Annotated in this window: 22 protein-coding genes; 12 read left to right on the plus strand and 10 right to left on the minus strand. The window is 70.1% G+C overall.

What is annotated here, in order from left to right:
- Together ABN401_RS14140 and ligA are read right to left on the minus strand one after the other, a co-directional pair.
- The coding region (locus tag ABN401_RS14140) for a hypothetical protein (protein WP_349685510.1) at positions 1-198 on the minus strand (198 nt) is incomplete at its 3' end.
- A gap of 150 nt (positions 199-348) precedes the next feature.
- The gene (gene ligA, locus ABN401_RS14145) at positions 349-2664 is read right to left on the minus strand and encodes an NAD-dependent DNA ligase LigA (protein ID WP_349685511.1); all 2316 of its coding nucleotides are present in this window, start codon (positions 2662-2664) and stop codon (positions 349-351) included.
- A 284-nt stretch (positions 2665-2948) separates the two neighbouring features.
- Between ligA and ABN401_RS14150 the strand changes: the two genes are divergently transcribed.
- From ABN401_RS14150 to ABN401_RS14160, 3 genes are all read left to right on the plus strand, one after another.
- Complete coding sequence (locus ABN401_RS14150) at positions 2949-3911, plus strand: M20/M25/M40 family metallo-hydrolase (protein WP_349685512.1); 963 nt, start codon at positions 2949-2951, stop codon at positions 3909-3911.
- A complete protein-coding gene (locus ABN401_RS14155; RefSeq protein ID WP_349685513.1) occupies positions 3908-4441 on the plus strand; it encodes a hypothetical protein in 534 nt (177 codons plus the stop codon). The genes ABN401_RS14150 and ABN401_RS14155 overlap by 4 nt, the downstream gene beginning before the upstream one ends.
- A gap of 78 nt (positions 4442-4519) precedes the next feature.
- Positions 4520-5101: a hypothetical protein gene (locus ABN401_RS14160; RefSeq protein WP_349685514.1), complete on the plus strand. Its 582-nt coding sequence runs from the start codon at positions 4520-4522 to the stop codon at positions 5099-5101.
- Between the two features lie 51 nt (positions 5102-5152).
- Here the strand turns inward: ABN401_RS14160 and ABN401_RS14165 are convergent, their stop codons facing one another.
- Positions 5153-5617 carry a peptidylprolyl isomerase gene (locus ABN401_RS14165; protein ID WP_349685515.1) on the minus strand — a complete coding sequence of 155 codons (465 nt, stop codon included), beginning with the start codon at positions 5615-5617 and terminating at the stop codon, positions 5153-5155.
- Positions 5618-5686: 69 nt separating this feature from the next.
- Between ABN401_RS14165 and ABN401_RS14170 the strand changes: the two genes are divergently transcribed.
- Both ABN401_RS14170 and ABN401_RS14175 read left to right on the plus strand, forming a co-directional pair.
- A complete protein-coding gene (locus ABN401_RS14170; RefSeq protein ID WP_349685516.1) occupies positions 5687-6412 on the plus strand; it encodes an RlmE family RNA methyltransferase in 726 nt (241 codons plus the stop codon).
- Positions 6409-7467, plus strand: a complete 1059-nt coding sequence (locus ABN401_RS14175) for a DUF2332 domain-containing protein (protein WP_349685517.1) — start codon at positions 6409-6411, stop codon at positions 7465-7467. Before ABN401_RS14170 ends, ABN401_RS14175 begins: the two co-directional genes overlap by 4 nt.
- A 4-nt stretch (positions 7468-7471) precedes the next feature.
- On the opposite strand, the gene ABN401_RS14180 is transcribed toward ABN401_RS14175, so the two are convergent.
- On the minus strand, positions 7472-8011 hold the full coding sequence (locus ABN401_RS14180) for a DUF2061 domain-containing protein (protein WP_349685518.1): 540 nt from the start codon (positions 8009-8011) through the stop codon (positions 7472-7474).
- 142 nt (positions 8012-8153) lie between these two features.
- Here ABN401_RS14180 and guaB point away from each other — a divergent pair, with 142 nt between their 5' ends.
- The 4 genes from guaB to guaA all read left to right on the plus strand — a co-directional run bounded on the left by guaB (position 8154) and on the right by guaA (position 13193).
- The gene (guaB, locus tag ABN401_RS14185) at positions 8154-9611 is read left to right on the plus strand and encodes an IMP dehydrogenase (protein WP_349685519.1); all 1458 of its coding nucleotides are present in this window, start codon (positions 8154-8156) and stop codon (positions 9609-9611) included.
- A gap of 178 nt (positions 9612-9789) precedes the next feature.
- Entirely contained in the window at positions 9790-10206 is a 417-nt protein-coding gene (locus ABN401_RS14190) for an MAPEG family protein (protein WP_349685520.1), read from the plus strand.
- A 15-nt stretch (positions 10207-10221) separates the two neighbouring features.
- Entirely contained in the window at positions 10222-11640 is a 1419-nt protein-coding gene (locus ABN401_RS14195) for an RsmB/NOP family class I SAM-dependent RNA methyltransferase (protein ID WP_349685521.1), read from the plus strand.
- Positions 11640-13193 (plus strand): glutamine-hydrolyzing GMP synthase, encoded by a 1554-nt coding sequence (gene guaA, locus ABN401_RS14200; protein WP_349685522.1) that lies wholly within the window; start codon positions 11640-11642, stop codon positions 13191-13193. Before ABN401_RS14195 ends, guaA begins: the two co-directional genes overlap by 1 nt.
- A 63-nt stretch (positions 13194-13256) precedes the next feature.
- Here the strand turns inward: guaA and ABN401_RS14205 are convergent, their stop codons facing one another.
- From ABN401_RS14205 to cysG, 5 genes are read right to left on the minus strand one after another with little or no spacing between them, the layout of a single operon-like run.
- Entirely contained in the window at positions 13257-14255 is a 999-nt protein-coding gene (locus tag ABN401_RS14205) for a cysteine synthase A (protein WP_349685523.1), read from the minus strand.
- 21 nt (positions 14256-14276) lie between these two features.
- A complete protein-coding gene (locus ABN401_RS14210; RefSeq protein WP_349685524.1) occupies positions 14277-15392 on the minus strand; it encodes a phosphoadenylyl-sulfate reductase in 1116 nt (371 codons plus the stop codon).
- The gene (locus ABN401_RS14215) at positions 15379-17046 is read right to left on the minus strand and encodes a nitrite/sulfite reductase (protein WP_349685525.1); all 1668 of its coding nucleotides are present in this window, start codon (positions 17044-17046) and stop codon (positions 15379-15381) included. Before ABN401_RS14215 ends, ABN401_RS14210 begins: the two co-directional genes overlap by 14 nt.
- Complete coding sequence (locus ABN401_RS14220; RefSeq protein ID WP_349685526.1) at positions 17046-17333, minus strand: DUF2849 domain-containing protein; 288 nt, start codon at positions 17331-17333, stop codon at positions 17046-17048. The genes ABN401_RS14215 and ABN401_RS14220 overlap by 1 nt, the downstream gene beginning before the upstream one ends.
- On the minus strand, positions 17330-18715 hold the full coding sequence (gene cysG / locus ABN401_RS14225; RefSeq protein ID WP_349685527.1) for a siroheme synthase CysG: 1386 nt from the start codon (positions 18713-18715) through the stop codon (positions 17330-17332). Before cysG ends, ABN401_RS14220 begins: the two co-directional genes overlap by 4 nt.
- Before the next feature lie 137 nt (positions 18716-18852).
- On the opposite strand from cysG, the gene gcvA reads away from it, so the two are divergent.
- The 3 genes from gcvA to cysC all read left to right on the plus strand — a co-directional run bounded on the left by gcvA (position 18853) and on the right by cysC (position 22726).
- Complete coding sequence (gcvA, locus tag ABN401_RS14230) at positions 18853-19782, plus strand: transcriptional regulator GcvA (protein WP_349685528.1); 930 nt, start codon at positions 18853-18855, stop codon at positions 19780-19782.
- A gap of 104 nt (positions 19783-19886) precedes the next feature.
- Complete coding sequence (gene cysD / locus ABN401_RS14235) at positions 19887-20843, plus strand: sulfate adenylyltransferase subunit CysD (RefSeq protein ID WP_349685529.1); 957 nt, start codon at positions 19887-19889, stop codon at positions 20841-20843.
- The gene (gene cysC, locus ABN401_RS14240; protein WP_349685530.1) at positions 20843-22726 is read left to right on the plus strand and encodes an adenylyl-sulfate kinase; all 1884 of its coding nucleotides are present in this window, start codon (positions 20843-20845) and stop codon (positions 22724-22726) included. The genes cysD and cysC overlap by 1 nt, the downstream gene beginning before the upstream one ends.
- Here the strand turns inward: cysC and ABN401_RS14245 are convergent, their stop codons facing one another.
- Positions 22727-23557, minus strand: coding sequence for a hypothetical protein (locus ABN401_RS14245; RefSeq protein ID WP_349685531.1), 831 nt, complete (start codon positions 23555-23557; stop codon positions 22727-22729).
- Positions 23558-23588: the final 31 nt, after the last annotated feature.

The raw sequence follows: 23588 nt of genomic DNA on the forward strand, positions 1-23588 counted from the left end.
CGGGCTTCGGATAGAAAGGGCGTTGTCTTTGCTCGCTAATTTCGGCCGTCGTTGGATGATTGAGAAAAACAGCGCGCGATGATCCTTCTCCCCCTGCGGGAGAAGGTGGCCGAGCGAAGCGAGGTCGGATGAGGGGTGACAGGCGACGATGCGGGTGAGCCATCGATCGCCCCGCACATTTCTCTGACCGAGTTTCACCCCTCATCCGTCAGCCTTCGGCTGCCACCTTCTCCCGCAAGGGGAGAAGGAACACAGGCCGAGCCGGCGAGAGGGAAACCCCTCACCCTTTCGGTTTGCGGATCGCTGCGCTCTCCGAACCTCAAGCCCTCTCCCTTCGGGAGAGGGTAGCTACTGGATCATCCCCAGCCACTCGTCCTCGGTCAGGACGGTGACGCCGTGTTTTTGGGCGTCGGCGAGTTTGGAGCCCGCGCCGGGGCCGGCGACGAGGTAGTCGGTCTTCTTCGACACGGAGCCCGAGACCTTGGCGCCCAGGCTCTCGGCGCGGGCCCTGGCCTCGTCGCGGGTGAAGCGTTCCAGGCTGCCGGTGAAGACGACCGTCTTACCGGCCACGGCCGTGTCGGTCTTGGGGCGTTCGGCGTCCTCGACGCGGTCCAGTTCGGCGATCAGGGCGTCGACGACGGCGCGGTTGTGCGGCTCATGGAAGAACTCGGCGACGGCGCGGGCGGCGACGGGTCCGACGCCCGAGATGCCGGCGATTTCGCCGAGGGTTTCGGACGGGCCGTCCTCGCGAGCGATGCGGGACAGTTCGATGATGACGGGCCAGTCGGCGGCCAGCGGTGCGAGGGCCCGGCGGGCGGGGGCGGCGACACCGGGGAAGGCGAGGGCCAGCTTCTGATCGATCGGTGCCTCCGGCCAGGGATCGGCGGGATCGAGGGTGGCCGATGCGAGGACGGACAGGGTGCGTGGCGAGACGCCGTGGCCCTCCGCGAGGCGCGTCCATTCGGGCGAGGGGATGCCCTCGGCGGCGGCCAGACCGGCGACGTGAAAGGCGCTCCAGCTGCCGAAGTGGCGGGCGAGGAGAAGCGAGGTCTGCTCCCCGATCTCGCGGATGCCGAGGCCGAAGATCAGGCGCTCCAGCGTGATCGTCCGGCGAGCGTCGATGCCCGCGATCAGATTGGCGACGCTGGTGTCGCCGTAACCGTCCTCGGCGCGGAGCACGGCCAGTTTGGCCTCGTCCCGAGCCAGGCGGAAGATGTCGGCGGGTTCCTTGATCCAGCCGCGCTCGGAGAAGGCGATCAGCTGTTTCTCGCCCAGGCCCTCGATGTCGAAGGCACGGCGACCGACGAAATGCTTCAGCCGCTCGACCAGCTGGGCCCCGCAGACCAGGCCGCCGGTGCAGCGGCGGCGGACCTCGCCGTCGGGGCGAACGGCCTCGGAACCGCAGACGGGGCAGTGGGTGGGAAAGACGTAAGGAGCCGCGTCGGCGGGGCGCTTTTCGGCGACCACAGAGACGATCTGGGGGATGACGTCGCCGGCGCGCTGCAGGACGACGGTGTCGCCGATGCGGACGTCCTTGCGCGCGATCTCGTCCTCGTTGTGCAGGGTGGCGTTTCGGACCACCACGCCGCCGACGGTGACGGGGGCGAGGCGGGCGACGGGGGTCAGGGAGCCGGTGCGGCCGACCTGGATGTCGATGCCCTCCAGCACCGTCGTCGCCTGCTGGGCCGGGAATTTGTGGGCGATGGCCCAGCGGGGACTGCGCGAGACGAAGCCCAGGCGCGACTGCCAGTCCAGACGGTCGACCTTGTAGACCACGCCGTCGATGTCATAGCCGAGCGAGGCCCGCTCGGTCTCCAGCGCGCGATAGACGGCGATCAGGCCGGCCGCGTCCTCGACCCGTTTCGAGCGCGGATTGACGGGGAAGCCCCAGGATTCAAAGGCGGCGAGGGCCTCGGCTTGCGTCGTGGCGAAGGTCTCGGAGGTCTCGCCCGAGGCGTAGGCGAAGAAGCGAAGGGGCCGTCCCGCCGTCACGGCCGGGTCGATCTGGCGAAGCGACCCGGCGGCGAAGTTGCGAGGATTGGCATAGGTGCGGCGGCCGGCCGCCTCGGCCTCGGCGTTGAAGGCGGCGAAGGCGTCGTTCGGGGCATAGACCTCGCCGCGGATCTCGATGCGGCGGGGCCAGCTCGAACCAGACAGGCGGTGGGGGATGTCTGCGATGGTTTTCAGGTTCGCGGTGATGTCCTCGCCCGCCCGGCCGTCGCCGCGGGTGGCGCCCTGGACCAGGACGCCGTCCTCGTAGCGGATATTGGCGGACAGGCCGTCGATCTTGGGCTCGGCGACGAAGGCCAGGGGTTCGTCGGCGGACAGTTTCAGGAAGCGGCGGATGCGCGCGGCGAAGTCGGCGACGTCGGCCTCGTCGAAGGCGTTGTCCAGCGACAGCATGGGCACGCCGTGGCGGACCTCTGCGAACTGGCTGGAGACGGGAGCGCCGACCTTGAGCGAGGGTGAGTCGGGGCGGACGAGGTCTGGGAAGCGGGCCTCGACGGCGGCGTTCCGGGCCCGCAGTGCGTCATAGTCGGCGTCGGTGATCTCAGGGGTGGCCTCGGCATAGAGGGCGTCGTGGCGCTCCATCTCGGCGGCGAGGCGGGCCAGTTCAGCGCGGGCCTCGGTCTCGGTCAGGGTGTCGACGGTGTCAGGGCTCATGGATGGCGGCGTCCTGTGCATCTTGCCCCGCTCCCTCCGTGCACCCCGGCGAAGGCCGGGGTCCAGAGACGGATGCGGTGATCCCGATCGACCTCCCCGTGCGTCCAGCGGTCCGGCGGAGTCTGTGATCTGGACCCCGGCCTTCGCCGGGGTGCACGGAGGGGGAAGTCATACGACGGGGTTTAGCATCCGGCTCGCCCGCCGCCAGCCGCGCATGACGGCGAATTTAGCGGACGACCCGGCCATGCTCGCGCTATTCGGACGTGGAACGCCAAGGAGGCCCCATGTCCCGCACTCTCCGCGCCCTGCTCGCCGGCAGCGCCCTGATCGTCCTCGCGTCCTGCGCCGGAATGGAGGCGACGGGCCCCGCGCCCGAGGCGGCGCCGGCCGCCAGCGCGGACTACAGCCAGCTGATCGCCGACCTGCGCACCCTGTCGGCCGACGACATGGAGGGCCGCGACACCGGCGCGCCGGGCGGGGAGCGGGCGCGGGCCTATATCGTCGGGCGTCTGGAGGCGCTGGGCATCGCCGCCCCGCCCATGGGTCGACTGCAGCCGTGGGAGATGCAGGGCCGCAACCGCGAGGGGCCCCGGACCTATAACGGCGTGAACGTGCTGGCGGTCATTCCGGGCACGCGGGTGACCGATCGCTACATCGTCATCACCGCCCACTATGACCACGTCGGGATCGCCGACGGGCAGATCCACAACGGCGCCGACGACAACGCCTCGGGCGTGGCCACGGCGCTGGAGATCGCGACGCGGCTGAAGGCGGCCCCGCCGGAGCACAGCGTGATCTTCGCCTTCCTGGACGGGGAGGAGCGGGGGCTGCTGGGCGCGCGCCACTTCGTCGAGGCGCCGCCGGTGCCGCTGAGCTCCATCGCGCTGAACCTGAACTTCGACATGACGGCGCGGGCCGAGACCGACATGAAGCTGTGGGTCACCGGCACCTATCAGAACCCGACGCTGCGCCCGATCCTGGAGCCGGTCGCGGCCGAGAGCGGCGTGGCGTTGGCCTTCGGCAAGGACACACCTGAGGACACCGGGGCCAACAACTGGGTCGAGGCGTCCGACCACGCCGCCTTCTATCGGGCCGGCCTGCCGTTCCTGTATCTGGGGGTCGACTATCACCCGGACTATCACCGGCCGACCGATGATTTCGACAAGGTGGACCCGGCGCTGTTCGCGGCGGCGACGGAACTGTCTTGGCAGTCGTTCCTGGCGCTGGATCGAGGTCTGGATCGTTGATCCGGGCGATCGCCGCGATCGCGCTGGGGGCCGTCGCGCTGGCGGGTTGCGATCTTTTGAGCCCGCCCGCCGGTGATTCTGCGCTCGTCGAGACCGCGCGTGCGCCGGCGCTGGATGCCAACTTCCGGCACAGCCAGAGCGAGGACCTGTCGGGGTTCTATTTCCCGGCGGGAGAAGTGGGCGAGGGGGACGGCCGGCTGCTGCTGGTCTTCATCGGCCAGACCGCCGAGTTCGAGGCCTGGGCAAAGGGCGAGCGCGGCGGCGGGTTCGCGCCGGTGATGCTGGAGTTCGCGGGCGGGGAGCGGGTGCTGCCGGATCGATATGAGGTCAGCGACGACCGGGTGCGGTTCTCCGGGACCAGCGAGGACCTGGGGCGGGTGACGCTGGAGGCGCGGCTGGACGCGGGTTCGCTGGCGCTGGCCAAACGCAACCTGGGTCCGGACAGCGAGCCCGCGATGGAGGGCACGGTCACCGTCGGCGGCCGCAGCTTCAGCGGGGTCAAATTCTCCTGGTCGCTGGGCGGGGGCTGAGGCGGCGCGTCAGGAAGCGTGGCTTTACGGCCCGGTGCCGGCGTGATCCTGTTCCCCCGACAAAGCGAGGGAAATCCGATGAGACAGATCGTTATGGCGGCGGTGGCCGGGCTTTGCCTGGCGGCCTGCGGGGCGGCACCCGACGGCGAGGCCGCGGCCAAGGCTGAGCCCGCGGTCGAGGCCGTTTCGACCGGGACGGCGGCCGCGCCCGCCGCGGAGACTGCCGCTCAGGTTGCGAGCGGATTCAGCCACAGCCAGACACAGGACCTGTTCGGCTACTACATGCCCGACGGGGAGGTCGGAGCCGACGGTTTCAGCCTGATCTATCTGCACATCGCGGGCGCGACGGAGTTCCAGGCGTGGGAGGCCGGCGAGCGCATGTCGACCTATGGCCCCGTGATGATGGAGTTCCTGCTGCCCGGCGAGGTCTCCGAGCGGGTTCTGCCCGAGAGCTATGCCGTGACCGACCGGACCGTGCGCATGACGGGAACCCACCCCGAGTATGGTCGGGTGACGCTGGATGCCCGCTTCGAGGGCCCGGCGATGACGGATTCCCGGAGCAATCTCGGCGATTCCGAAGCCCCGGTGCTGGTGGGCTCGATCACGATCGCCGAGCGGACCTGGCCGAACGTGCGGTTCCTCTACTCGCCGGGCGACTGACGACGCGCCCAAATGAAAACGGGCGGCCCGTTCGGACCGCCCGTCGCCGGATCAGTTGACCGTCGCCTTGACGATCTTGCCGGGGCTGCGGGGCGGCTCGCCCTTGGGCAGGGCGTCGACGTGATCCATGCCCTCGATCACCTCGCCCCACACCGTGTACTGGCGGTCCAGGAAGGTCGCATCGTCCAGGCAGATAAAGAACTGGCTGTTGGCGCTGTCGGGGGCCGAGGTGCGGGCCATGGAGCAGACGCCGCGAACGTGGGGTTCGCTCGAGAACTCGGCCTTGAGGTTCGGCTTCTTGGAGCCGGAGGTGCCGGTGCCGGTCGGATCGCCGCCCTGGGCCATGAAGCCCGAGATCACCCGGTGAAAGACCACGCCATCGTAGAAGCCCTCCGAGGCCAGCTCGGTGATGCGCGCCACATGTCCGGGCGCGAGGTCGGGCCGCAGCTTGATGACGACGTCTCCGGTGTCGAGGGCCAAGGTCAGGGTCTGGGGGGTCAGGGTCTGGTCGGCCATCGGGCGCTCCGTCTGGGATGATTTGGCGGGGTCATAGCCGCATCGGGCCACGGGCGCTATGTGGGGGCGATGAGCGAAGACGAAAAGCCGCCCCAACCTGAGACGCCCGCGCGTCGCCGCATGGTCCGCCCCCCCACGGGCGGCACCGCGGCCGGTCGTGGCATGGGCAGCCAGATCAAGACGGCCGACAAGAAGTCGATGTCCTCGATCCAGTGGATCAAGCGCCAGCTGGCCGATCCGTGGTCGGAAAAGGCCCGGGCCGAGGGCTGGCGGTCGCGCGCGGCCTTCAAGTTCGCCGAGATCGACGACCGGTTCCATCTGGTCAAGCGCGGCTCTCGCGTCATCGACCTGGGCGCCGCGCCCGGCGGCTGGGTCCAGGTCTGCGTCAACCGGGGCGCGGCGGCGGTGGTGGGGGTGGATCTGCTGCCGATCGAGCCCATCCCGGGTTCGACCCTGATCCAGGCCGACTTCACCGAAGCCGGCGTGGACGCGCAACTGATCGAGGCCCTGGGCGGGGCCCCCGATCTGGTCCTGTCCGACATGGCGCACAACACGGTCGGACATCGGCAGACCGATCACCTGAAGATCATCGCCCTGATCGAGATCGCCTCGGAGTTCGCCATCCGGACGCTGAAGCCCGGCGGCCATTTCGTGACCAAGAACTTCCAGGGCGGGGCCGCCGGGGACGTTTTGAGCGACCTGCGCGCCGCCTTCGAGGACGTCAAATACGTCAAGCCCGCCGCCAGCCGGAAGGGCTCGTCGGAGGTCTATCTGGTGGCGTTGAACAAGCGGTGACCGAAACCGACGTCCGTGCGGCCTTCGCCAAGCAGGCGGCGATCTGCGCGGCGTCGGGTGCCCCGTTCACGGGGCGGGTGTGCGGGCTGATCGGCGAGCGGCTGGATCGATCCGGTCAGATCGGGCGGCGGGTGCTGGACTGGCCTGGCAATCCCTCGCACGAGGGCGACGCCTTGCCCTTGAGGCTCGCGGGCGGGCTGCATGCCCTGGCGAGGGCCGGGGATGATCCGGCGCTGACGGCCGTCTATCCGCCCCATGAACCGCCGTCCGAGGATGCGCGGTTGTGGGAAATCCTGGCGGGTTCGCTGGTGTCCAACGTCGCTCACTTCGACCGTTGGCTGGGTGGACCGCCGCAGACGAACGAGGTCGGGCGGTCGGCGGGACTGATGGCGGGCCTGCTGATGCTCGCCGACCGGTTCGGCCTGCCGTTCGCCCTGTATGAGCTGGGCGCGAGCGCGGGACTGAACACGCGGCTGGATCGGTATGGCTTTCGACTGGGCGAGACCGAGGCGGGCGATCCGACCTCCCCGGTGCGGATCGCGCCGGAGTGGCGCGGCGCGTCGCCACCCGCCGCCGAGGTGAAGGTGCTCCGGCGCGAGGGGGTGGATGTCAACCCGCTGGATCCGACCGATCCGGCCACGCGCGAACGGCTGGCGGCCTATGTCTGGGCGGAGCAGCGCGAGCGGCTGGCGCGGCTGGAGGCGGCGCTGGATATCGCGGTCGCGATGCCGGTCGATGTGGAGCGGGCCGATGCGGCGGACTGGCTGGAGCGGCGCCTCGCGATCGAGCCGGAACCGGGCGTGTGCCGCGTGGTGATGCACACCATCGCCTTCCAGTATTTCCCGCCCGAGGCCCAGGCGCGGGTGCGCGACAGGATCGAGGCGGTGGCTGTCCGGGCGTCCCAGGATGCGCCTGTGGCCTGGCTGAGCTTCGAGGCGGAGCAGTCGGGGTTCGAGCGTCAGCCGTCGCTGCGGCTTCGGGCCTGGCCGGGCGACGGCGACGTCCGGCTGGCGCGCGGGCATCCGCACGGTGCCTGGTTCGAGTGGATGGCCTAGGGTCTCAGGCCGTCTGCGTCGCCGCCCGCGCCCGCCTGGCCTCGCGCGCCGTCCAGAGGCGGTCGTGCAGGGCGAAGAAGATCATCTGGACCAGGGGCTCGATGATGCCGATGGTCAGGGCGGCCTGGAGGTCGCGCGTGATGGCGAAGGCGACCAGAACCGCGACCACGAAATGCATGACGCCGTAGGTCACGGTCTTGACCGCGATGTTCTTGAGCGAGGGCAGGGCGTGGCTGTGGCCATGGTGGCCGTGGGCGCGGGCCTGTTCCTCGGCGTTCATGACGTCGAGGCGGGCGGTGAAGGCTTCGGCCGTCTCTTCCAGCCGTCCGCGCCGGCGACGCTGCTCGATCCGGTGCCAGATTCGGTCGTGGAAGGAATAGGCGATGGTCTGGAAGAAGGGCTCGACCACGCCGATGGCCAGGGCCAAGCGCCAGTCGCGCGTGATGGCGAAGGCCACCAGCATGGCCACGATCAGGTGCATCACGCCGTAGGAGGCGATCTTGAGCGCGAGGCTCCGAACCGATCGGGCGAGGGCGATGACCATCGGGGACCTAAATGTTAGCTTCGGCTGAAAAGTTCAACCTTCGCTGAAAAAACATACGGGGATCGGCGGCGGTCGGATGCAGGCCCTCGGTTGACTTCGCAGCCGCGAAAGCGGATAGGCGGCCCGCAAAACGGAGACTCCCATGGAGATTCGCGAAGGGCTCACCTTCGACGATGTTTTGCTCGAACCCGGCGCGTCCGAGATCATGCCCGCCCAGGCGGATGTCTCGACCCGGCTGACCCGCGACATCCGACTGAACATCCCGCTTCTGTCGTCCGCCATGGACACGGTGACCGAAAGCCGTCTGTCCATCGCCATGGCCCAGGCCGGGGGTCTGGGCGTGCTTCACCGCAACATGACCGTCCAGGAACAGGCCGATCAGGTCCGCGAGGTAAAGCGGTTCGAGAGCGGCATGGTCATCAATCCCGTGACCATCCGGCCCGAGACGACCCTGGGCGAGGTCCGCGACATCGTGGCGCGTCGCCGGATCAGCGGATTTCCCGTGGTCGACGCCGACGGGCGTCTTGTCGGAATCCTGACCAACCGCGACATCCGCTTCGACACCGATCCGAACCGCAAGGCCGCCGAGCTGATGACCGCCGCCGACCTGGTCACCGTCCGCGAGGGCGCGGGCAAGGAGGAGGCGAGGGAGCTGCTGCGCACCCGCAAGATCGAGCGGGTCATCGTGGTCGACGACGCCTATCGCGCCGTCGGCCTGATCACGATGAAGGACATCGAGAAGGCCCAGGCCCACCCGCATGCCGCCAAGGATGACCAGGGCCGGCTGCTGGTCGGGGCGGCCTCGACCGTCGGCGACGCGGGATACGAGCGGTCGATGGCGCTGGCGGAGGCCGGCGTGGACGTGGTGGTGATCGACACCGCCCATGGCCACTCCGTCCAGGTCAGCCGCGCGGTCGAGCGGATCAAGCGCGAGAACAACCGGGTCCAGATCATCGCCGGCAACGTGGCGACCTATGACGGGGCGCGGGCCCTGATCGATGCGGGCGCGGATGCGGTGAAGGTCGGCATCGGTCCGGGCAGCATCTGCACCACCCGCATCGTCGCAGGGGTCGGCGTGCCCCAGCTGACGGCGGTCATGGAAGCGGCGCGCGCGGCCAGGGACAGCGGCGCTCCGGTCATCGCCGACGGCGGGATCAAATATTCCGGCGACCTGGCCAAGGCCATCGCGGCGGGCGCTTCGGTCGCGATGATGGGATCGATGTTCGCGGGCACCGACGAGAGCCCCGGCGAGGTGTTTCTGTATCAGGGCCGGTCCTACAAGAGCTATCGCGGCATGGGCTCGGTGGGCGCGATGGGGGCGGGCTCGGCCGACCGCTATTTCCAGAAAGAGGTCGAGGACACCCAGAAGCTGGTGCCCGAGGGCATCGAGGGCCAAACCCCCTACAAGGGACCCATTGCCCCGGTGCTGCACCAGATGGTCGGGGGACTGCGCGCCGCCATGGGCTATGTCGGGGCGGCGACCATCGCCGATCTTCAGGCCAAGGCGCGGTTCGTGCGGATCACCGGCGCGGGGTTGCGCGAGAGCCATGTCCACGACGTGATGATCACCCGCGAGGCCCCGAACTACAGACAGGGATGAGAACGATGACCCATCCCCACAAACCGTCTTCCTCGGACTTGATCCGAGGATCGGACGCGGGGCCAGTCTGTGCGGCTGGATCGCTGCGGAGAGTTTGGTGCGACGGGCCTTCTGTCCGCGCCGCTGATGGTCCGATCCTCGGGTCAAGCCCGAGGATGACGATGGGGGGAGTTGAGATATGACCGACGCCTGGATCCTGGCGACCACGCCCGAACTGACGATGCTGACGGCGACGCTGATCCTGGCGTTCGTGCTGATCTTCCTGCCCGCCGCGGGCCGCACCATGGCCAACGGCATCGGCTGGAACGCGGGGCCCCGTGACGGCGTGCCCGCGCGCCCCGGCGTCGTCACCGAACGGCTGGAGCGGGCCCAGGCGAACATGTGGGAGACGCTGCCGCTGTTCATCGGGGCGGTGCTGATCGCCCATGTGACCGGGGAGGAGGGGCCGCTGACGTTCTGGGGGACGCAGGCCTTCTTCTGGGCGCGACTGGTCTACATACCGCTCTATGCCCTGGGCGTTCCCTTCGTGCGGTCGGTCGTCTGGCTGATCGCCATGGGCGGCCTGATCGCGATTTTCGCCGCCATTCTCACCTGAACTGAACAGCCTGATTTGACCCCCGCCGCCCGTCTCGCCGCCGCCGCCGCCGTTCTCGATTCCATCGCCCAGGGCCGCCAGCCGGCCGAGGCGGTGCTGAAGGCCTGGGGCTCCGCCAACCGCTATGCCGGGTCCAAGGACCGCCGGGCCATCGCCGACCAGGTCTACAAGGTCCTGCGCGCGCGCGGCCGTCTGGTCTGGGCCATGGGGGGGCGCGAGGACGGCCGGGCCCTGGTCATCGGGGCGCTCAGCCTGATCGACGGCCTGTCTGTCGAGGAGATCGAGGCGCTGCATTCCGGCGACGGCTACGGCCCCAAGCCGCTGTCGAAACAGGAACGGTCGCGCATCAGTGCGACCGCCGACGAGCTGCCGGGCTGGGTCGCGGCGGGCCTGCCGGAGTTCGTGGTCGAGGACTTCAAGGAGACCTTCGGCGACCGCTGGGCCGAGGAGGCGGCGGGGTTGATGGTGCCCCGTGCGCCCATCGATCTGCGCGTCAACGCGGCGAAAGCCACGGTCGATGAGGTCGAGACCGAACTGCGCGAGGCGGGCCTGTCGCCGGAGCGGACGCCGTGGTCGGCCTGGGGCCTGCGCCTGTCGGCCGAGCCGCCACCGAACGTCCAGGCGCTGGAGGCCTTCAAGGCCGGTCGGATCGAAATTCAGGACGAGGGCAGCCAGATCGTCTGCTGGCTGGCGGGCGTTCGGCCGGGGATGACGGTCGTCGACTATTGCGCCGGGGGCGGGGGCAAGACCCTGGGGCTGGCCATGCAGGGACTGGCGGCGGGCGCGTCGCGGGTCGAGGAAGCCGCCGCGCCCGAGCGTGTCTGGACCCCGACCGGCTGGGTCGATCCTCCGGCCGGCACGAAAACGAAACAGCCCGCGCCGATCGCCCGGGCCGAGGGTCGTCTGATCGCCTGCGACGTGGTGCAGAAGCGGCTGGACAACATCCGCCCCCGGCTGGCGCGGGCGGGGGTCGAGGCCGAGCTGATCCACCTGGGTCCCAACGGCGGCGGGGTCGAGGACATCGTCGGAACGGCCGATGTCGTCTTCGTCGACGCGCCCTGCACCGGCGCGGGCACCTGGCGACGTCGGCCCGAGGACGCCTGGCGGCTGAAGCCCGAAGACGTCGACCGGATGCATTCGCTGCAGACCGCCATCCTGACCCGCGCCGCCAAGCTGGTGAAGCCGGGCGGGCGGCTGGTCTATGTCACCTGCTCCATGCTGCGGGTCGAGAACGAGGCGACGGTGGATGCCTTCGAAGAGGATCACCCGGGGTTCGCTCCGGTCGCGATCGCCGAAGCCCTGAACGAGGCAGCCGTGACCGACGCGGGGCGCGCCACCCTGTCGGCTCTCGCGACCGGCCACCGCTTGCGGATGTCCCCCGCGACGACGGACACCGACGGCTTCTTCGTCGCCCTCTATGAAAGGACCGCCTGATGACCGACCACCAGAAAGTCCTCATCGTCGATTTCGGCAGCCAGGTGACGCAGCTGATCGCGCGGCGCCTGCGCGAGGCCAGCGTCTATTGCGAGATTCATCCCTATGCGAAGGCCGAGGCCGCGATGGCGGCCATGAAGCCGCGCGCCATCATCCTGTCGGGCGGGCCCGAGAGCGTGCACGAGGAAGGCAGCCCGCGCGCGCCCCAGGCGGTGTTCGAGGCGGGCGTGCCGGTGCTGGGCATCTGCTACGGCGAGATGACGATGTGCGAGCAGCTCGGCGGCAAGGTCGAGGGCGGCCACACCCGCGAGTTCGGCCGCGCCGAGATCACGGTGCAGAAGGCGTCTCCGCTGCTGGCCGACCTGGCCCCCATCGGAGCGGACGAGACGGTCTGGATGAGCCACGGCGACAAGATCGTCGCCATCCCCCAGGGCTTCGACGTGGTCGCGTCCTCGGCCGGGTCGCCCTATGCCGTCATCGCCGACGAGACCCGCCGCTTCTATGGCGTGCAGTTCCACCCGGAGGTGATGCACACGCCGCGCGGCCACCAGATGCTGAAGAACTTCACCCACGGCATCGTCGGGCTGAAAGGCGACTGGACCATGGCCGCCTATCGCGACGAGAAGATCGCCCAGATCCGCGAGCAGGTCGGCTCGGCCAAGGTGATCTGCGGCCTGTCGGGCGGGGTCGACTCATCGGTCGCGGCCGTGCTGATCCACGAGGCGATCGGCGACCAGCTGACCTGCGTCTTCGTCGACACCGGCCTGCTTCGCAAGGGCGAGGCCGAGCAGGTCACGACCCTGTTCCGCGAGCACTACAACATCCCCCTGATCCATGTGGACGCCTCGGCCGAGTTCCTCGGGGCCCTGGCCGGCCAGTCCGACCCGGAGACCAAGCGCAAGACCATCGGCCGCGTGTTCATCGAGGTGTTCGACCGCGAGGCCGCCAAGATCGACGGGGCCCAGTTCCTGGCCCAGGGGACGCTGTATCCCGACGTGATCGAGAGCGTGTCGTCCTCCTCGGGCAAGGCCCACGTCATCAAGAGCCACCACAACGTCGGCGGCCTGCCCGACTATATGAAGCTGAAACTGGTCGAGCCGCTTCGCGAGTTGTTCAAGGACGAGGTGCGGGCTCTCGGCCGCGAACTGGGCCTGACCGACGCCTTCGTCGGCCGCCACCCCTTCCCGGGACCGGGACTGGCCATCCGCATACCCGGCGAGATCACGCCCGACGCCGTGGCAACGTTGCAGGAGGCCGACGCCATCTATCTGGAGGAGATCCGCAATGCCGGGCTCTACGACCAGATCTGGCAGGCGTTCGCCGTCCTGCTGCCGGTCAAGACGGTCGGGGTGATGGGCGACGCGCGGACCTATGAGAAGGTGCTGGCCCTGCGCGCCGTGACGTCCACCGATGGCATGACCGCGGACTTCTTCGAGTTTCCCTGGGACGTGCTGGGCAAGACCGCGACGCGCATCGTCAACGAGGTCAGGGGCGTGAACCGCGTTGTCTATGACGTCACGTCCAAACCGCCGGGGACGATCGAGTGGGAATGAGGCGCTCTCGACCGGCGTCTCGTCAGGGCGGCGTGTGCGGCTGACCCGCCCCTGGTGCCCCGCCTAGAGCCAGTCGGGGGTCGGGAGCTGACGGGCGCGCAGGAAGTCGGCGTTGAACAGCCGTGATGCGTACCGCACGCCCGGATCGCACAGGGGGGTCACGATGGTCTTGCCCGGCCCGATTTCGCGCGCGAGCCGCACGGCCCCGGCGACATTGACCCCCGCCGATCCGCCCAGCGACAGGCCCTCGTCGCGGACCAGGTCGAACAGGATCGGCAGGAACTCGGCGTCCTCGATCCGGTAGGCGTGGTCGGGCCTGAACCCCTCCAGATTGCCGGTGATCCGGGCCACGCCGATGCCCTCGGTGATCGACGAGCCCTCGCCGGTCATCTCGCCCCTGGTGAACCAGTTGAACAGGGACGCCCCCGCCGGATCGGCCAGGGCGATGCGGATGTCCGGGTTCTTCTCGCGCAGATAGGCCGAGACGCCCGCGATCGTGCCGCCGGACCCGACCGCGCTGACGAAGGCGTCGACCTTGCCCTCGGTCTGGGCCCAGATCTCCGGGCCGGTGCCGAGGTAGTGGGCGTCGCGGTTGGCGGTGTTGTCGAACTGGTTGGCCCACAGCGCCCCCTCGGGCGAGGCGGCGTCCAGTTCGCGCGCCAGGCGGCCGGAATAGTGGACGAAGTGGTTGGGGCTGGAGAAGGGCGCCGCGTCGATCTCGACCAGCTTTGCGCCCAGCGCGCGGATGGCGGCCTTCTTCTCCTCGGCCTGGGTGCGGGGAATGACGATCACCACCGGATGACCCAGGGCCGCGCCGATCAGGGCCAGGCCGATGCCGGTGTTGCCCGCCGTTCCCTCGACGATGGTGCCGCCGGGCTTCAGCGCGCCCGACGCCAGGGCCGACTTTACGATGTAGAGGGCGGCGCGGTCCTTGATCGACTGGCCCGGGTTCAGGAACTCGGCCTTGCCGAGGATTTCGCAGCCTGTCTGGTCCGACAGGCGGTTCAGCCGGATAAGGGGCGTGTTGCCGATGTGATCGACGATGGAGGCGCTGGCGGTCATGGAGGTCTCTGGCGGTCGGGTTCAGGCGGCGGCGCGGCGGCGTCCCAGATGGATGCCGCATTCGACCTTGTCCACGCCCGACCAGCGTCCAGCGCGTGAATCTTCGCCGTCCTCGATCGGGCGCGTGCAGGGCCAGCAGCCGATCGAGGCATAACCCTGGTCCGCCAGAGGATGGCCCGGCAGGTCGCGCTCGGCCCTGTAGGTCGCGATCCGGTCTGCGCTCCAGTTGGCGAGAGGATTGATCCTCAGCTTGCCGTCCAGGGCCTCGATTACCCGCAGGCGGGCGCGGGTGCCGGACTGATACCGCTTGCGCCCCGTGATCAGGGCGTCGAAGCCCGCTGCTGCCCGTGCCAGGGGCCGGACCTTCCTCAGGTCACAGCAGGCGTCCGGGTCGGTGCGCCACAAGTCTTCCCGCGGATCGAGGTCGGCCCGTTCTTCGGCGTCAGGCACGACGATCCGCACATCGGTCAGACCAAGCCGCTTGCTCAGCGTCGTGCGATAGCTGAGCGTCTGCAGGAAATGCTGCCCGGTCTCCAGGAAGATCACCGGCGTCGAGGGCCCGGCCCTGGCCAGCAGATCCAGCAGCACCGCCGCCTCGGCCCCGAACGACGACAGGGCCGCGACCCGCAGGCCCTGGCGGGGGTCCAGAACTGTCCGCAGCACGGTCAGGGGGTCAGCGTCCCGAAGCGCCGCGTTCAGCTCGGCCGCGCGCCTCCCCAGCGTCGTCCCCTCATCGATCGGCGGGGCGTTGGAGGGTCGGCGGAGCGACTTTCCCCGCGATGTCCAGGCCGGTACCGCCGCATCGAATGCGGGCTGATAGACAACCGAGAAGGCTTCGAGCATGCGCCGCCAGGCCGCCGGATCGTCGCCCGGCCGCAGCTGGACGGCGTCGAAGCCCGACCGCATCAGGTGCCGCGCCTGATCGGGCAGCAGGTCGCCTGTCGCGATCAGCGACCCGCTGAAACCGCGCTCGCGCAGGATGGTCGCCAAAGAGAAACCCCGCCCGTCGCGGAACGCCTCGAATTCGATCATGATGGGCGCGCCGTCGGAGGCCGCCGCCTCTACCTGATCGAGCGGGGTGGAGGCGGTCAGGCGCCGGGTCTGCGGCCCGATCTCGCCGTGCTCAAACAGCCGCATCGAGACCCTCGTAGATCGCTTCGCCGAACGGTTCGTGGCCGACGCGGCGCACCGTATCGATGAAGCGTTCGCCGTCCTCGCGGATCTCCAGATAGCGGTCCAGCGCGCGCTGGATGGCCGGGGCCACGGCCTCGGACGGCAGGCTGCGACCCACGATCTGGCCCAGCGCCGCCTGTTCGTCGGGCGAGCCGCCGACGGTGATCTGGTAGTATTCCTCGCCCTTTCGATCGACGCCCAGCACCCCGATATGGCCGACGTGGTGGTGGCCGCAGGCGTTGATGCAGCCGCTCATATTGATCCGCACCGGCCCGACCCGCTCCTGATAGTCCAGGTCCGCCAGTCGCTTCGACAGGGCCTGGGCCACGGGGATCGAGCGGGCGTTGGCCAGGCTGCAATAGTCCAGACCGGGGCAGGCGATCACGTCGGTCGCCAGATCGGCGTTGGGCGTCGCCAGCCCCGCCGCCAGAAGGGCGCGCCAGACGCTGGGCAGGTCGTCCAGCTTCACATGCGGCAGGACCAGGTTCTGCTCGTAGGCGGCCCGCACCTCGTCGAACGAATACCGCTCGGCCAGGTCGGCGACGACCTCCATCTGGGTGTCGGTGATGTCGCCGGGCACCTCGCCCAGGCCCTTCAGCGAGATGACGGCGCTGGCATAGCCCGGCTGGCGGTGGCGGCGCACGTTGTTGCGGTTCCAGCGCGCGAAGTCCGGGTCGGCCAGGACGGCGCGGTCGAACGCCCCGCTGGAGCCGTCGAGGGTCTCGAATGCGGGCGGGGCGAAATAGGCGCGGATGCGCTCGACCTCGGCCTGCGGCAGCCTCAGGTCCTCGTCGCGCAGGGTCTCGAACTGGCGATCGACCTCCGCGCGAAAGGCCTCGATGCCCAGGCTCTCGACCAGGATCTTGATGCGCGCCTTGTGGATGTTATCGCGCCGACCCAGCAGGTTGTAGGCGCGCAGGATCGCGGTCAGATAGGCCAGCAGTTCGGTCCCGCGCACGTCGGTCGCGATCTCCTTGCCGATGTGCGGAAGACGGCCCTGACCACCGCCCACGAAGACCCGGAACAGGGTGTCGTTACCGTCCCGGCCGACGATCTCCAGCCCCACGTCATGGGTGCGGATCGCCGCCCGGTCGTTCGGCCCGCCGATCACGGCGACCTTGAACTTGCGCGGCAGGAACGAGAACTCCGGGTGGATCGTCGACCACTGGCGCAGGATCTCGCACCAGGGCCGGGGGTCCTCGATCTCGTCGTCGGCGGCGCCGGCGAAGACGTCGGTGGTGACGTTGCGGATGCAGTTGCCGCTGGTCTGGATGGCGTGCATCTCGACGCTGGCCAGATCCTCGAGGATGGCCGGCAGATCGGTCAGGGCGGGCCAGTTGTACTGGATGTTCGTCCGTGTCGTGAAATGGCCGTAGCCCTTGTCATAGGTCCGCGCGATATGGGCCAGCCTCCGCATCTGGCGGCTGTCCATCGTGCCGTACGGCACCGCGACGCGCAGCATATAGGCGTGCAGTTGCAGATAGACGCCGTTCATCAGCCTGAGCGGCTTGAACTGGTCCTCGGTCAGGGCTCCGGAGGCGCGACGGGCGACCTGGTCGCGGAATTCCTCGACCCGCTCGCGCACGAGGGCGGCGTCGAACTCGTCATAGCGATACATCAGCGTGCCCCCGCCGAAGCCGGGTGGGGCAGGCTGTTGCCGACCGTCGGCCCGGTGGCCCGGATGGTCTCCTTGATGCGGTCGCGGCCGCTGGGAACTCCGTCGATCGCCTCGACCAGATAGGGGTTCACGAACACGTCGGGCCGTGACCGGGCCCGCGCCAGGGCGGTCTCGGCCATGACGGCGTCGAGCCGGGCGGCCTCACGCAGCACACCGGTCGTCTCGCCCCCTTCGGCCCAGTAGATCACCCGGCCGTCGTCCAGCCGATTGGCGGTCAAAAGCTTCATGCCGCCGCCTCCTGGCGCGGCACCGCGTCGGCGACCGCGAAGGCCGCGACCTCGCCGATGAACAGCATGGCCGGGCCGGTGATCCGCGCCTCGCGGACCAGGACCCCCAGCCCGTCCAGCCGTCCGGTCAGGACCCGCTGATCCGGCCGCGTGCCGTTCTCGACCACCGCCACCGGCGTCGATCCTGCGCGCCCCGCCGCCAGCAGCCGCTCGGCCACCCGGTCCGTCAGGCCCGCGCCCATATAGACGGCCACCGTGTGGTTGGCCGCGCCCAGCACCGACCAGTCCGCCTCCTGCCCCCCGGGCTTGGGCTGTGCCGTCACCAGGGTGACCGCCTGGGCATGGTCGCGGTGGGTCAGGGGCAGGCCCGCCGAGGCGGCGCAGGCCAGGGCCGCCGTCACGCCGGGCACGACAAAGGCCTGGACCCCTGCCGCATGCATGGCCGCCAGTTCCTCGCCGCCGCGTCCGAAGACGAAGGGATCGCCCCCCTTCAGCCGCACGACCCGATGCCCGGCGCGGGCCTCGTCGATCATCAGTTGTTCGATCTGGTCCTGGGGCACCGAATGGTCGCCGCGCGTCTTGCCGACATAGAGCCGTCGCGCGTCACGCCGGGCCCGCTCCAGCACCGCCTCGGGCACCAGCCGATCGTGGATGATGACGTCGGCGTCCTGAAGCACGCGCAGGGCCTTGAGCGTCAGCAGTTCGGGATCGCCTGGCCCCGCGCCCACGATATGCACCACCCCCTGTTCCGGGGCGGCGACGTTCAGCAGCCGCAGCATCTCGCGCCGTGCCTCGGCCGGCTTGCCCGCTGCGACCAGATCGGCGGCCGGGCCCCGGAAGGCCTTCTCCCAGAACCGCCGCCGCGCCAGAAAATCGGGCACTGTCGCCTTGACGGTGTCGCGCAGCTCGCCGGCCAGCCGGGCCAGCGGGCCCAGCGCGGCGGGCAGGACGCCCTCGATCCGCGAGCGCACGTCGCGGGCCAGGATCGGGGCCGTGCCGCCCGTGGCGATGCCGACCACCACCTGATCCCGGTCGATCATCGCCGGTGTCTGGAAATCGCCGAGCCAGGGGCGGTCGACCACATTGACCTGGGCCCCCGCCGCGCGCGCGACGTCGGCCAGCTGCGCGGCCTCAGCCTCGACGGCCAGGCCGATGAAGACCAGCCGCGCGCCCTTGAAATCCTCGGCGTCCGGCATGCGAACGATGGGTTCGGGTGCCTCCCGGGACCGTTCGATCGCGGGCGGCGCGCCCTCGGGCGTGAACCACACCAGATCGGCGGGCGAGGTCAGGAACAGCCGCAACTTGGCCAGAGCCGGCTCGCCCGCGCCCACCACGACGACGCGGGCCCGGTCCAGCGGGATGGAGGCGAGGAAGACGCGCATGGGATCGAGGTTCTCCGGTCGCGTCGGCGACCGGCCAGTCGTCAGAGGCCTGTCGTCGGCGGGCCTCGGGTATCGCCCCCGTGCCGCATCGCAACAAACCAGATTGTCTTTGGCGACGGATTAGGATTTCTAATGCCATGGCCAGACCGATGCTTCCCCTCAACGCCCTGCGCGCCTTCGAGAGCGCCGCCCGGCACCTGAGCTTCGCGCGGGCCTCCGACGAGCTGTCCGTCACGCCCGGCGCGGTCAGCCAGCAGATCCGCCTGCTGGAAGACACCATCGGCGCGCCCCTGTTCCGGCGCGAGGCCAGGGGGCTGGAGTTGACCGATCTGGGTCGCGCCGCCGTGCCCCAGCTGCGCGAGGGGTTCGCCCGTCTGACCGAGGCCTCGGCCACCCTGCGCGAACCGCCGTCCAAGCGTCAGGTCTCTGTCAGCGTCGCGCCGTCCTTCGCCGCCCAGTGGCTGATGCCGCGCATGGACGATTTCCACCGTCGGCACGGCGACATCGAGATCTGGATCTCCGCCGACATGGAGCCGGCCAACCTGGACGATGGCGGGGCCGATCTGGCCGTCCGCTATGGGCCCGGCGGCTATAGCGGTTCCCGCTCGGAGCTGCTGATGACCGAGACGGTGCTTCCGGTCTGCGCCCCCGGCCTGATGGACGGACCCCATCCCATCCGGTCGCCCGAGGACCTGGTCCATCACCCCCTGCTGCACGACGTCTCGGCCGACGCCGATCCCAGCCGCCCCGACTGGCCGATGTGGCTGAAGGCGCGGCGGGTGAAGCATGCGGACCCGCGCCGGGGCTCGCGCTTCAACCAGACCAGTCTGTTGATCCAGGCCGCCGTGGCCGGACGCGGGGTCGCCCTGGCCAAGCGGGCCCTGGCCCAGGCGGACCTGGCTGCGGGGCGTCTGATCGCCCCTTTCCCGGACGGATCAGAGGCGGTCGGTTTCGCCTACCACGTCGTCCTGCCGCTGGGCCGGCCGATGTCCGCCAGCGCGGAAGCCTTCGTCGCCTGGCTGAAGCGCCAGGCCGTCGACCACGACAACAACATGGATCAGCTCTGATCCCGAGGTCGGTGACATCAGGAAATCTAACGTCGTCGCCGACATCTTCTCGTTCGATCGAGGTCCGGCCCTGAGGCACTGAAACGCTCCCGAAAGGAGCGTCCATGACCGCTGCCCTGCTCGAACGCCGCCCGGCCCCGACCGCCTTCGCCGACACGCGCCCCCTGACCGCCCATCTGAAGCGGCTGGAGAGCGAGGCCATCGAGATCCTGCGCGAGGTGGCCGCGACCGCGCGCAATCCGGTCATGCTGTATTCGATCGGCAAGGATTCCGGCGTGCTGCTGCACCTGGCGGCCAAGGCCTTCTTTCCCGGACCGATCCCGTTTCCCCTGCTGCACGTCGACACGACGTGGAAGTTCGCCGACATGATCCGGCATCGGGACGCGGTGGTGAAGACCTATGGCGCGCGACTGATCGTTCACGTCAACGCCGACGGCGTGGCGCGGGGGATCGATCCCGTCCGCTCGGGCTCGTCGCTGCACACCCAGGTGATGAAGACCGAGGCCCTGAAACAGGCGCTGGACCGGCACGGCTTCGACGCCGCCTTCGGGGGTGCCCGTCGCGACGAGGAGAAGTCCCGCGCCAAGGAACGCGTCTTCTCGTTCCGCACGGCCGAGCACGGCTGGGACCCGCGCCGCCAGCGGCCGGAGCCCTGGCGGCTCTACAACACGCGGCTGAACGCGGGCGAGAGCTTCCGGGTCTTCCCCCTGTCGAACTGGACCGAGCTGGACGTGTGGGAATACACCCGCGCCCAGGCCATTCCGGTCGTGCCCCTGTATTTCGCCGCGCCGCGTCCGGTCGTCCATCGCGACGGGGCGATGATCGTGCGCGACGATGAGCGTCTGCCGCTGCTGCCCGGCGAGACCGCCGAGCTGAAGCGGGTGCGGTTCCGGTCGCTGGGCTGTTATCCGCTGAGCGCCGCCGTGAGCTCCGACGCCGATACCCTGGACGCCGTCATCGCCGAGCTGAAAGCCAGCCGGGTGTCCGAACGCCAGGGGCGTCTGATCGACGCTGACGAGACGGCCTCGATGGAGAAGAAGAAGCGCGAGGGCTATTTCTGATGGACGGCGCGGCCTTTCCCCTGTCGTCCCAGCGCCCGGCCGAGACCTCGCGCGGGCTGCTGCGGTTCCTGACCTGCGGCTCGGTCGACGACGGCAAATCAACCCTGATCGGCCGTCTGCTGTTCGAGACCGGCCAGGTGCGCGACGACCATCTGACCACGCTGGAGCGCGAGTCGGCCCGGTTCGGCACGACGGGCGAGGCCCCGGACTATGCCCTGCTGCTGGACGGGCTGGAGGCCGAGCGCGAGCAGGGCATCACCATCGATGTAGCCTATCGCTATTTCTCGTCGGCGGCGCGCAGCTTCATCGTGGCCGACACGCCGGGCCATGCCCAATACACGCGCAACATGGCCACGGGGGCCTCGACCTCGGACCTCGCCGTGATCCTGGTGGACGCGACGCGCGGGATCACCGACCAGACCGAACGCCACAGCCGCATCGTGTCGCTGTTCGGCATCCGCCAGGTCGTGCTGGCCGTGAACAAGATGGACCGGGTCGAGGGCTCGCAGGCGAGGTTCGAAGCCATCGAGACCGCCTATCGGGCCTTCGCCGAGGACCTGGGCTTCCAGTCCCTGACGGTGATCCCGCTCAGCGCCCGGCACGGGGACAATCTGACGATCCTTTCGCCGCTGACGCCCTGGTATACGGGGCCGACCCTGCTGGAGGCGCTGGACCAGGCCCGGACCGACGTCGATCTGGCGGTCGAGCGTCCGTTCCGCTTTCCGGTGCAGTACGTCAACCGTCCCGACGCGAGCTTCCGGGGATACGCGGGCACCGTCGCCTCGGGCCGGGTGCGGACCGGCGACCGGATCGTGGTCGGACCGTCGGGTCAGAGCGCCACCGTCGCCCGCATCGTCACCTGGGACGGCGACCAGCCCTCGGCCCGCGCCGGAGACGCCGTCACCCTGGTGCTGGCCGAGGCCGTCGACGTGAGCCGCGGCGACGTCCTGTCCCATCCTCGCGACCGTCCGGCCTCGGTGGAGCGGTTCGTCGGGCGGCTGCTGTGGATGGACGAGACGCCGCTGGATCCGGCGCGATCCTATCTGTTGCGCCTCGGGACCCGGACCGTCCCGGCACGCGTGACGGTTCTGGACTCCGCGTCCGATGCGCCCGCGCCGCCTGATGCCGAGCCCCTGGTGATGAATACCATCGCCCGGTGCGCCCTGACGCTGGCGTCGCCGGTGGCCTTCGACGCCTTCGTCGACGATCCCCTGACCGGCGGCTTCATCCTGATCGACCGCGAGAGCCATGCCACGGTCGCGGCGGGAACCGCGCTGCATGCGCTGGACCAGGCCGCCAACATCCATGTCGCGGCCGGCGGCGTCGATCGTCGCCAGCGTGAGCGCCTGAACGGCCATGGGGGCGCGGCCGTCTGGTTCACCGGCCTGTCGGGATCGGGCAAGTCGACCATCGCCGCCGAGGTCGAGCGCCGCCTGCACGCGCGCGGCGTCCGCACCGTCCTGCTGGACGGCGACAACCTGCGCCACGGCCTGAACCGCGATCTCGGCTTTTCGGACGCGGACCGCGACGAGAACGTCCGGCGCGCGGGCGAGGTCGCGCGGCTGTTCGTGGACGCGGGCGTCGTCGCCCTGTGCGCCTTCATCTCGCCGCGCCAGGCTCAGCGCGACGCCGTCCGCGCCCGGTTCGACGAGCGGCCGTTCATGGAAGTCTTCGTCGATGCGCCGGTGGCGCTGTGCCGCGCCCGCGATCCCAAGGGGCTGTATGCCAAGGCGGGCGAGGGCGCGATCACGGACCTGACGGGCGTCGGAGCGCCCTATGAGGCGCCCGCATCGCCGGACATCACCCTCTCGACCGGGACCGACACCGTGGAGCACTCCGCCGCCCAGGTGATCGCGAGGCTCGAGGCGGCGGGCGTGATCTAGCTACTCCGATCCGGGAACCGGCCGCATCGGCGTCAGATCGTTGGAGCCCAGGCCGGGATTGCCCACGGTCGTCGCGCCCTGGCGCAGGGCCGGGTCCAGGTGCGCGCCTGCACAGCCCGCGCCGAGGTTGGAGCCCGGACAGTCGCCGGGCCCGACGATGCCGACGCCACCCGACAGAGGTCTGCGGCGCGCCGCGTAGCCGGCGAGGGCTCTGGCCCCGTCGCGCGCGAACTGCGCCTCTCGTCGGGCCTCCGAGGCGTTGAGAGTGCGGGGCCCCAGGGGCGGGGCGCGCCCGGCGGCCTCGTTGAAACGCTCGTCGCACAGAGCCTGTTCGCCGGGGCTCAGCCGCCCATCCATCGTCCTGCACCCGGCGGCCCCGGTCCGAAGCGATCGGCCCACCGCTGCGCCCAGGCTCTCGCCGGTCACACGCCAGGCCGCGTCGCCTGCGGGCGGGGACCCGGCCGGAGCCGCGGCCGCCACGCGCGGCGCGGGCGCGGTCGGCAGGTCCTCGTCATCCTCAAGGGTGGGCACGCGCTCGGCCGCGCGCGCCGCCGATCGGGCCGGGGCGGTCTCGTCCAGCGGCGCGCGGGCGAAGGTCGGCTGTCGCGCCGCCTCGCCGGCGAGCAAGGGACGTGGTTCCAGTTCGAGGTAGATCGGGGGCGGCCGAGTGTCGAACGCCGGGACGTCCGTCGTCTCGAACAGCCTCAGCGCCATGGGCGCCAGGATCAGGGCGTGGAAGGCCAGCGAGGCTCCCAGCACCAGCGCGCGCCGTCGTCCGGCGGGTCCGGCGAGGCGGCTGATCTTCGCGATACTGAACGCCGCGTCCGCCACGCATCCTCCCCGTCGGTCCGGCCAAGCTGGC

It is taken from the genome of Brevundimonas aurifodinae (genome assembly GCF_040195595.1).
GTDB lineage: Bacteria > Pseudomonadota > Alphaproteobacteria > Caulobacterales > Caulobacteraceae > Brevundimonas > Brevundimonas aurifodinae.

What these genes read in the sequence shown, in the direction of transcription:
- ABN401_RS14180 (WP_349685518.1), bottom strand. Translation starts at nt 8,011, where the DNA reads ATGGTCATCGCCCTCGCCCGATCGGTTCGGAGCCTCGCGCTCAAGATC.
- guaB (WP_349685519.1), top strand. Translation starts at nt 8,154, where the DNA reads ATGGAGATTCGCGAAGGGCTCACCTTCGACGATGTTTTGCTCGAACCC.
- ABN401_RS14210 (WP_349685524.1), bottom strand. Translation starts at nt 15,392, where the DNA reads ATGCGGCTGTTTGAGCACGGCGAGATCGGGCCGCAGACCCGGCGCCTG.
- ABN401_RS14165 (WP_349685515.1), bottom strand. Translation starts at nt 5,617, where the DNA reads ATGGCCGACCAGACCCTGACCCCCCAGACCCTGACCTTGGCCCTCGAC.
- cysG (WP_349685527.1), bottom strand. Translation starts at nt 18,715, where the DNA reads ATGCGCGTCTTCCTCGCCTCCATCCCGCTGGACCGGGCCCGCGTCGTC.
- ABN401_RS14160 (WP_349685514.1), top strand. Translation starts at nt 4,520, where the DNA reads ATGAGACAGATCGTTATGGCGGCGGTGGCCGGGCTTTGCCTGGCGGCC.
- ABN401_RS14150 (WP_349685512.1), top strand. Translation starts at nt 2,949, where the DNA reads ATGTCCCGCACTCTCCGCGCCCTGCTCGCCGGCAGCGCCCTGATCGTC.
- ligA (WP_349685511.1), bottom strand. Translation starts at nt 2,664, where the DNA reads ATGAGCCCTGACACCGTCGACACCCTGACCGAGACCGAGGCCCGCGCT.
- ABN401_RS14170 (WP_349685516.1), top strand. Translation starts at nt 5,687, where the DNA reads ATGAGCGAAGACGAAAAGCCGCCCCAACCTGAGACGCCCGCGCGTCGC.
- guaA (WP_349685522.1), top strand. Translation starts at nt 11,640, where the DNA reads ATGACCGACCACCAGAAAGTCCTCATCGTCGATTTCGGCAGCCAGGTG.
- ABN401_RS14190 (WP_349685520.1), top strand. Translation starts at nt 9,790, where the DNA reads ATGACCGACGCCTGGATCCTGGCGACCACGCCCGAACTGACGATGCTG.
- ABN401_RS14220 (WP_349685526.1), bottom strand. Translation starts at nt 17,333, where the DNA reads ATGAAGCTTTTGACCGCCAATCGGCTGGACGACGGCCGGGTGATCTAC.
- ABN401_RS14215 (WP_349685525.1), bottom strand. Translation starts at nt 17,046, where the DNA reads ATGTATCGCTATGACGAGTTCGACGCCGCCCTCGTGCGCGAGCGGGTC.
- ABN401_RS14205 (WP_349685523.1), bottom strand. Translation starts at nt 14,255, where the DNA reads ATGACCGCCAGCGCCTCCATCGTCGATCACATCGGCAACACGCCCCTT.
- cysC (WP_349685530.1), top strand. Translation starts at nt 20,843, where the DNA reads ATGGACGGCGCGGCCTTTCCCCTGTCGTCCCAGCGCCCGGCCGAGACC.
- cysD (WP_349685529.1), top strand. Translation starts at nt 19,887, where the DNA reads ATGACCGCTGCCCTGCTCGAACGCCGCCCGGCCCCGACCGCCTTCGCC.
- gcvA (WP_349685528.1), top strand. Translation starts at nt 18,853, where the DNA reads ATGGCCAGACCGATGCTTCCCCTCAACGCCCTGCGCGCCTTCGAGAGC.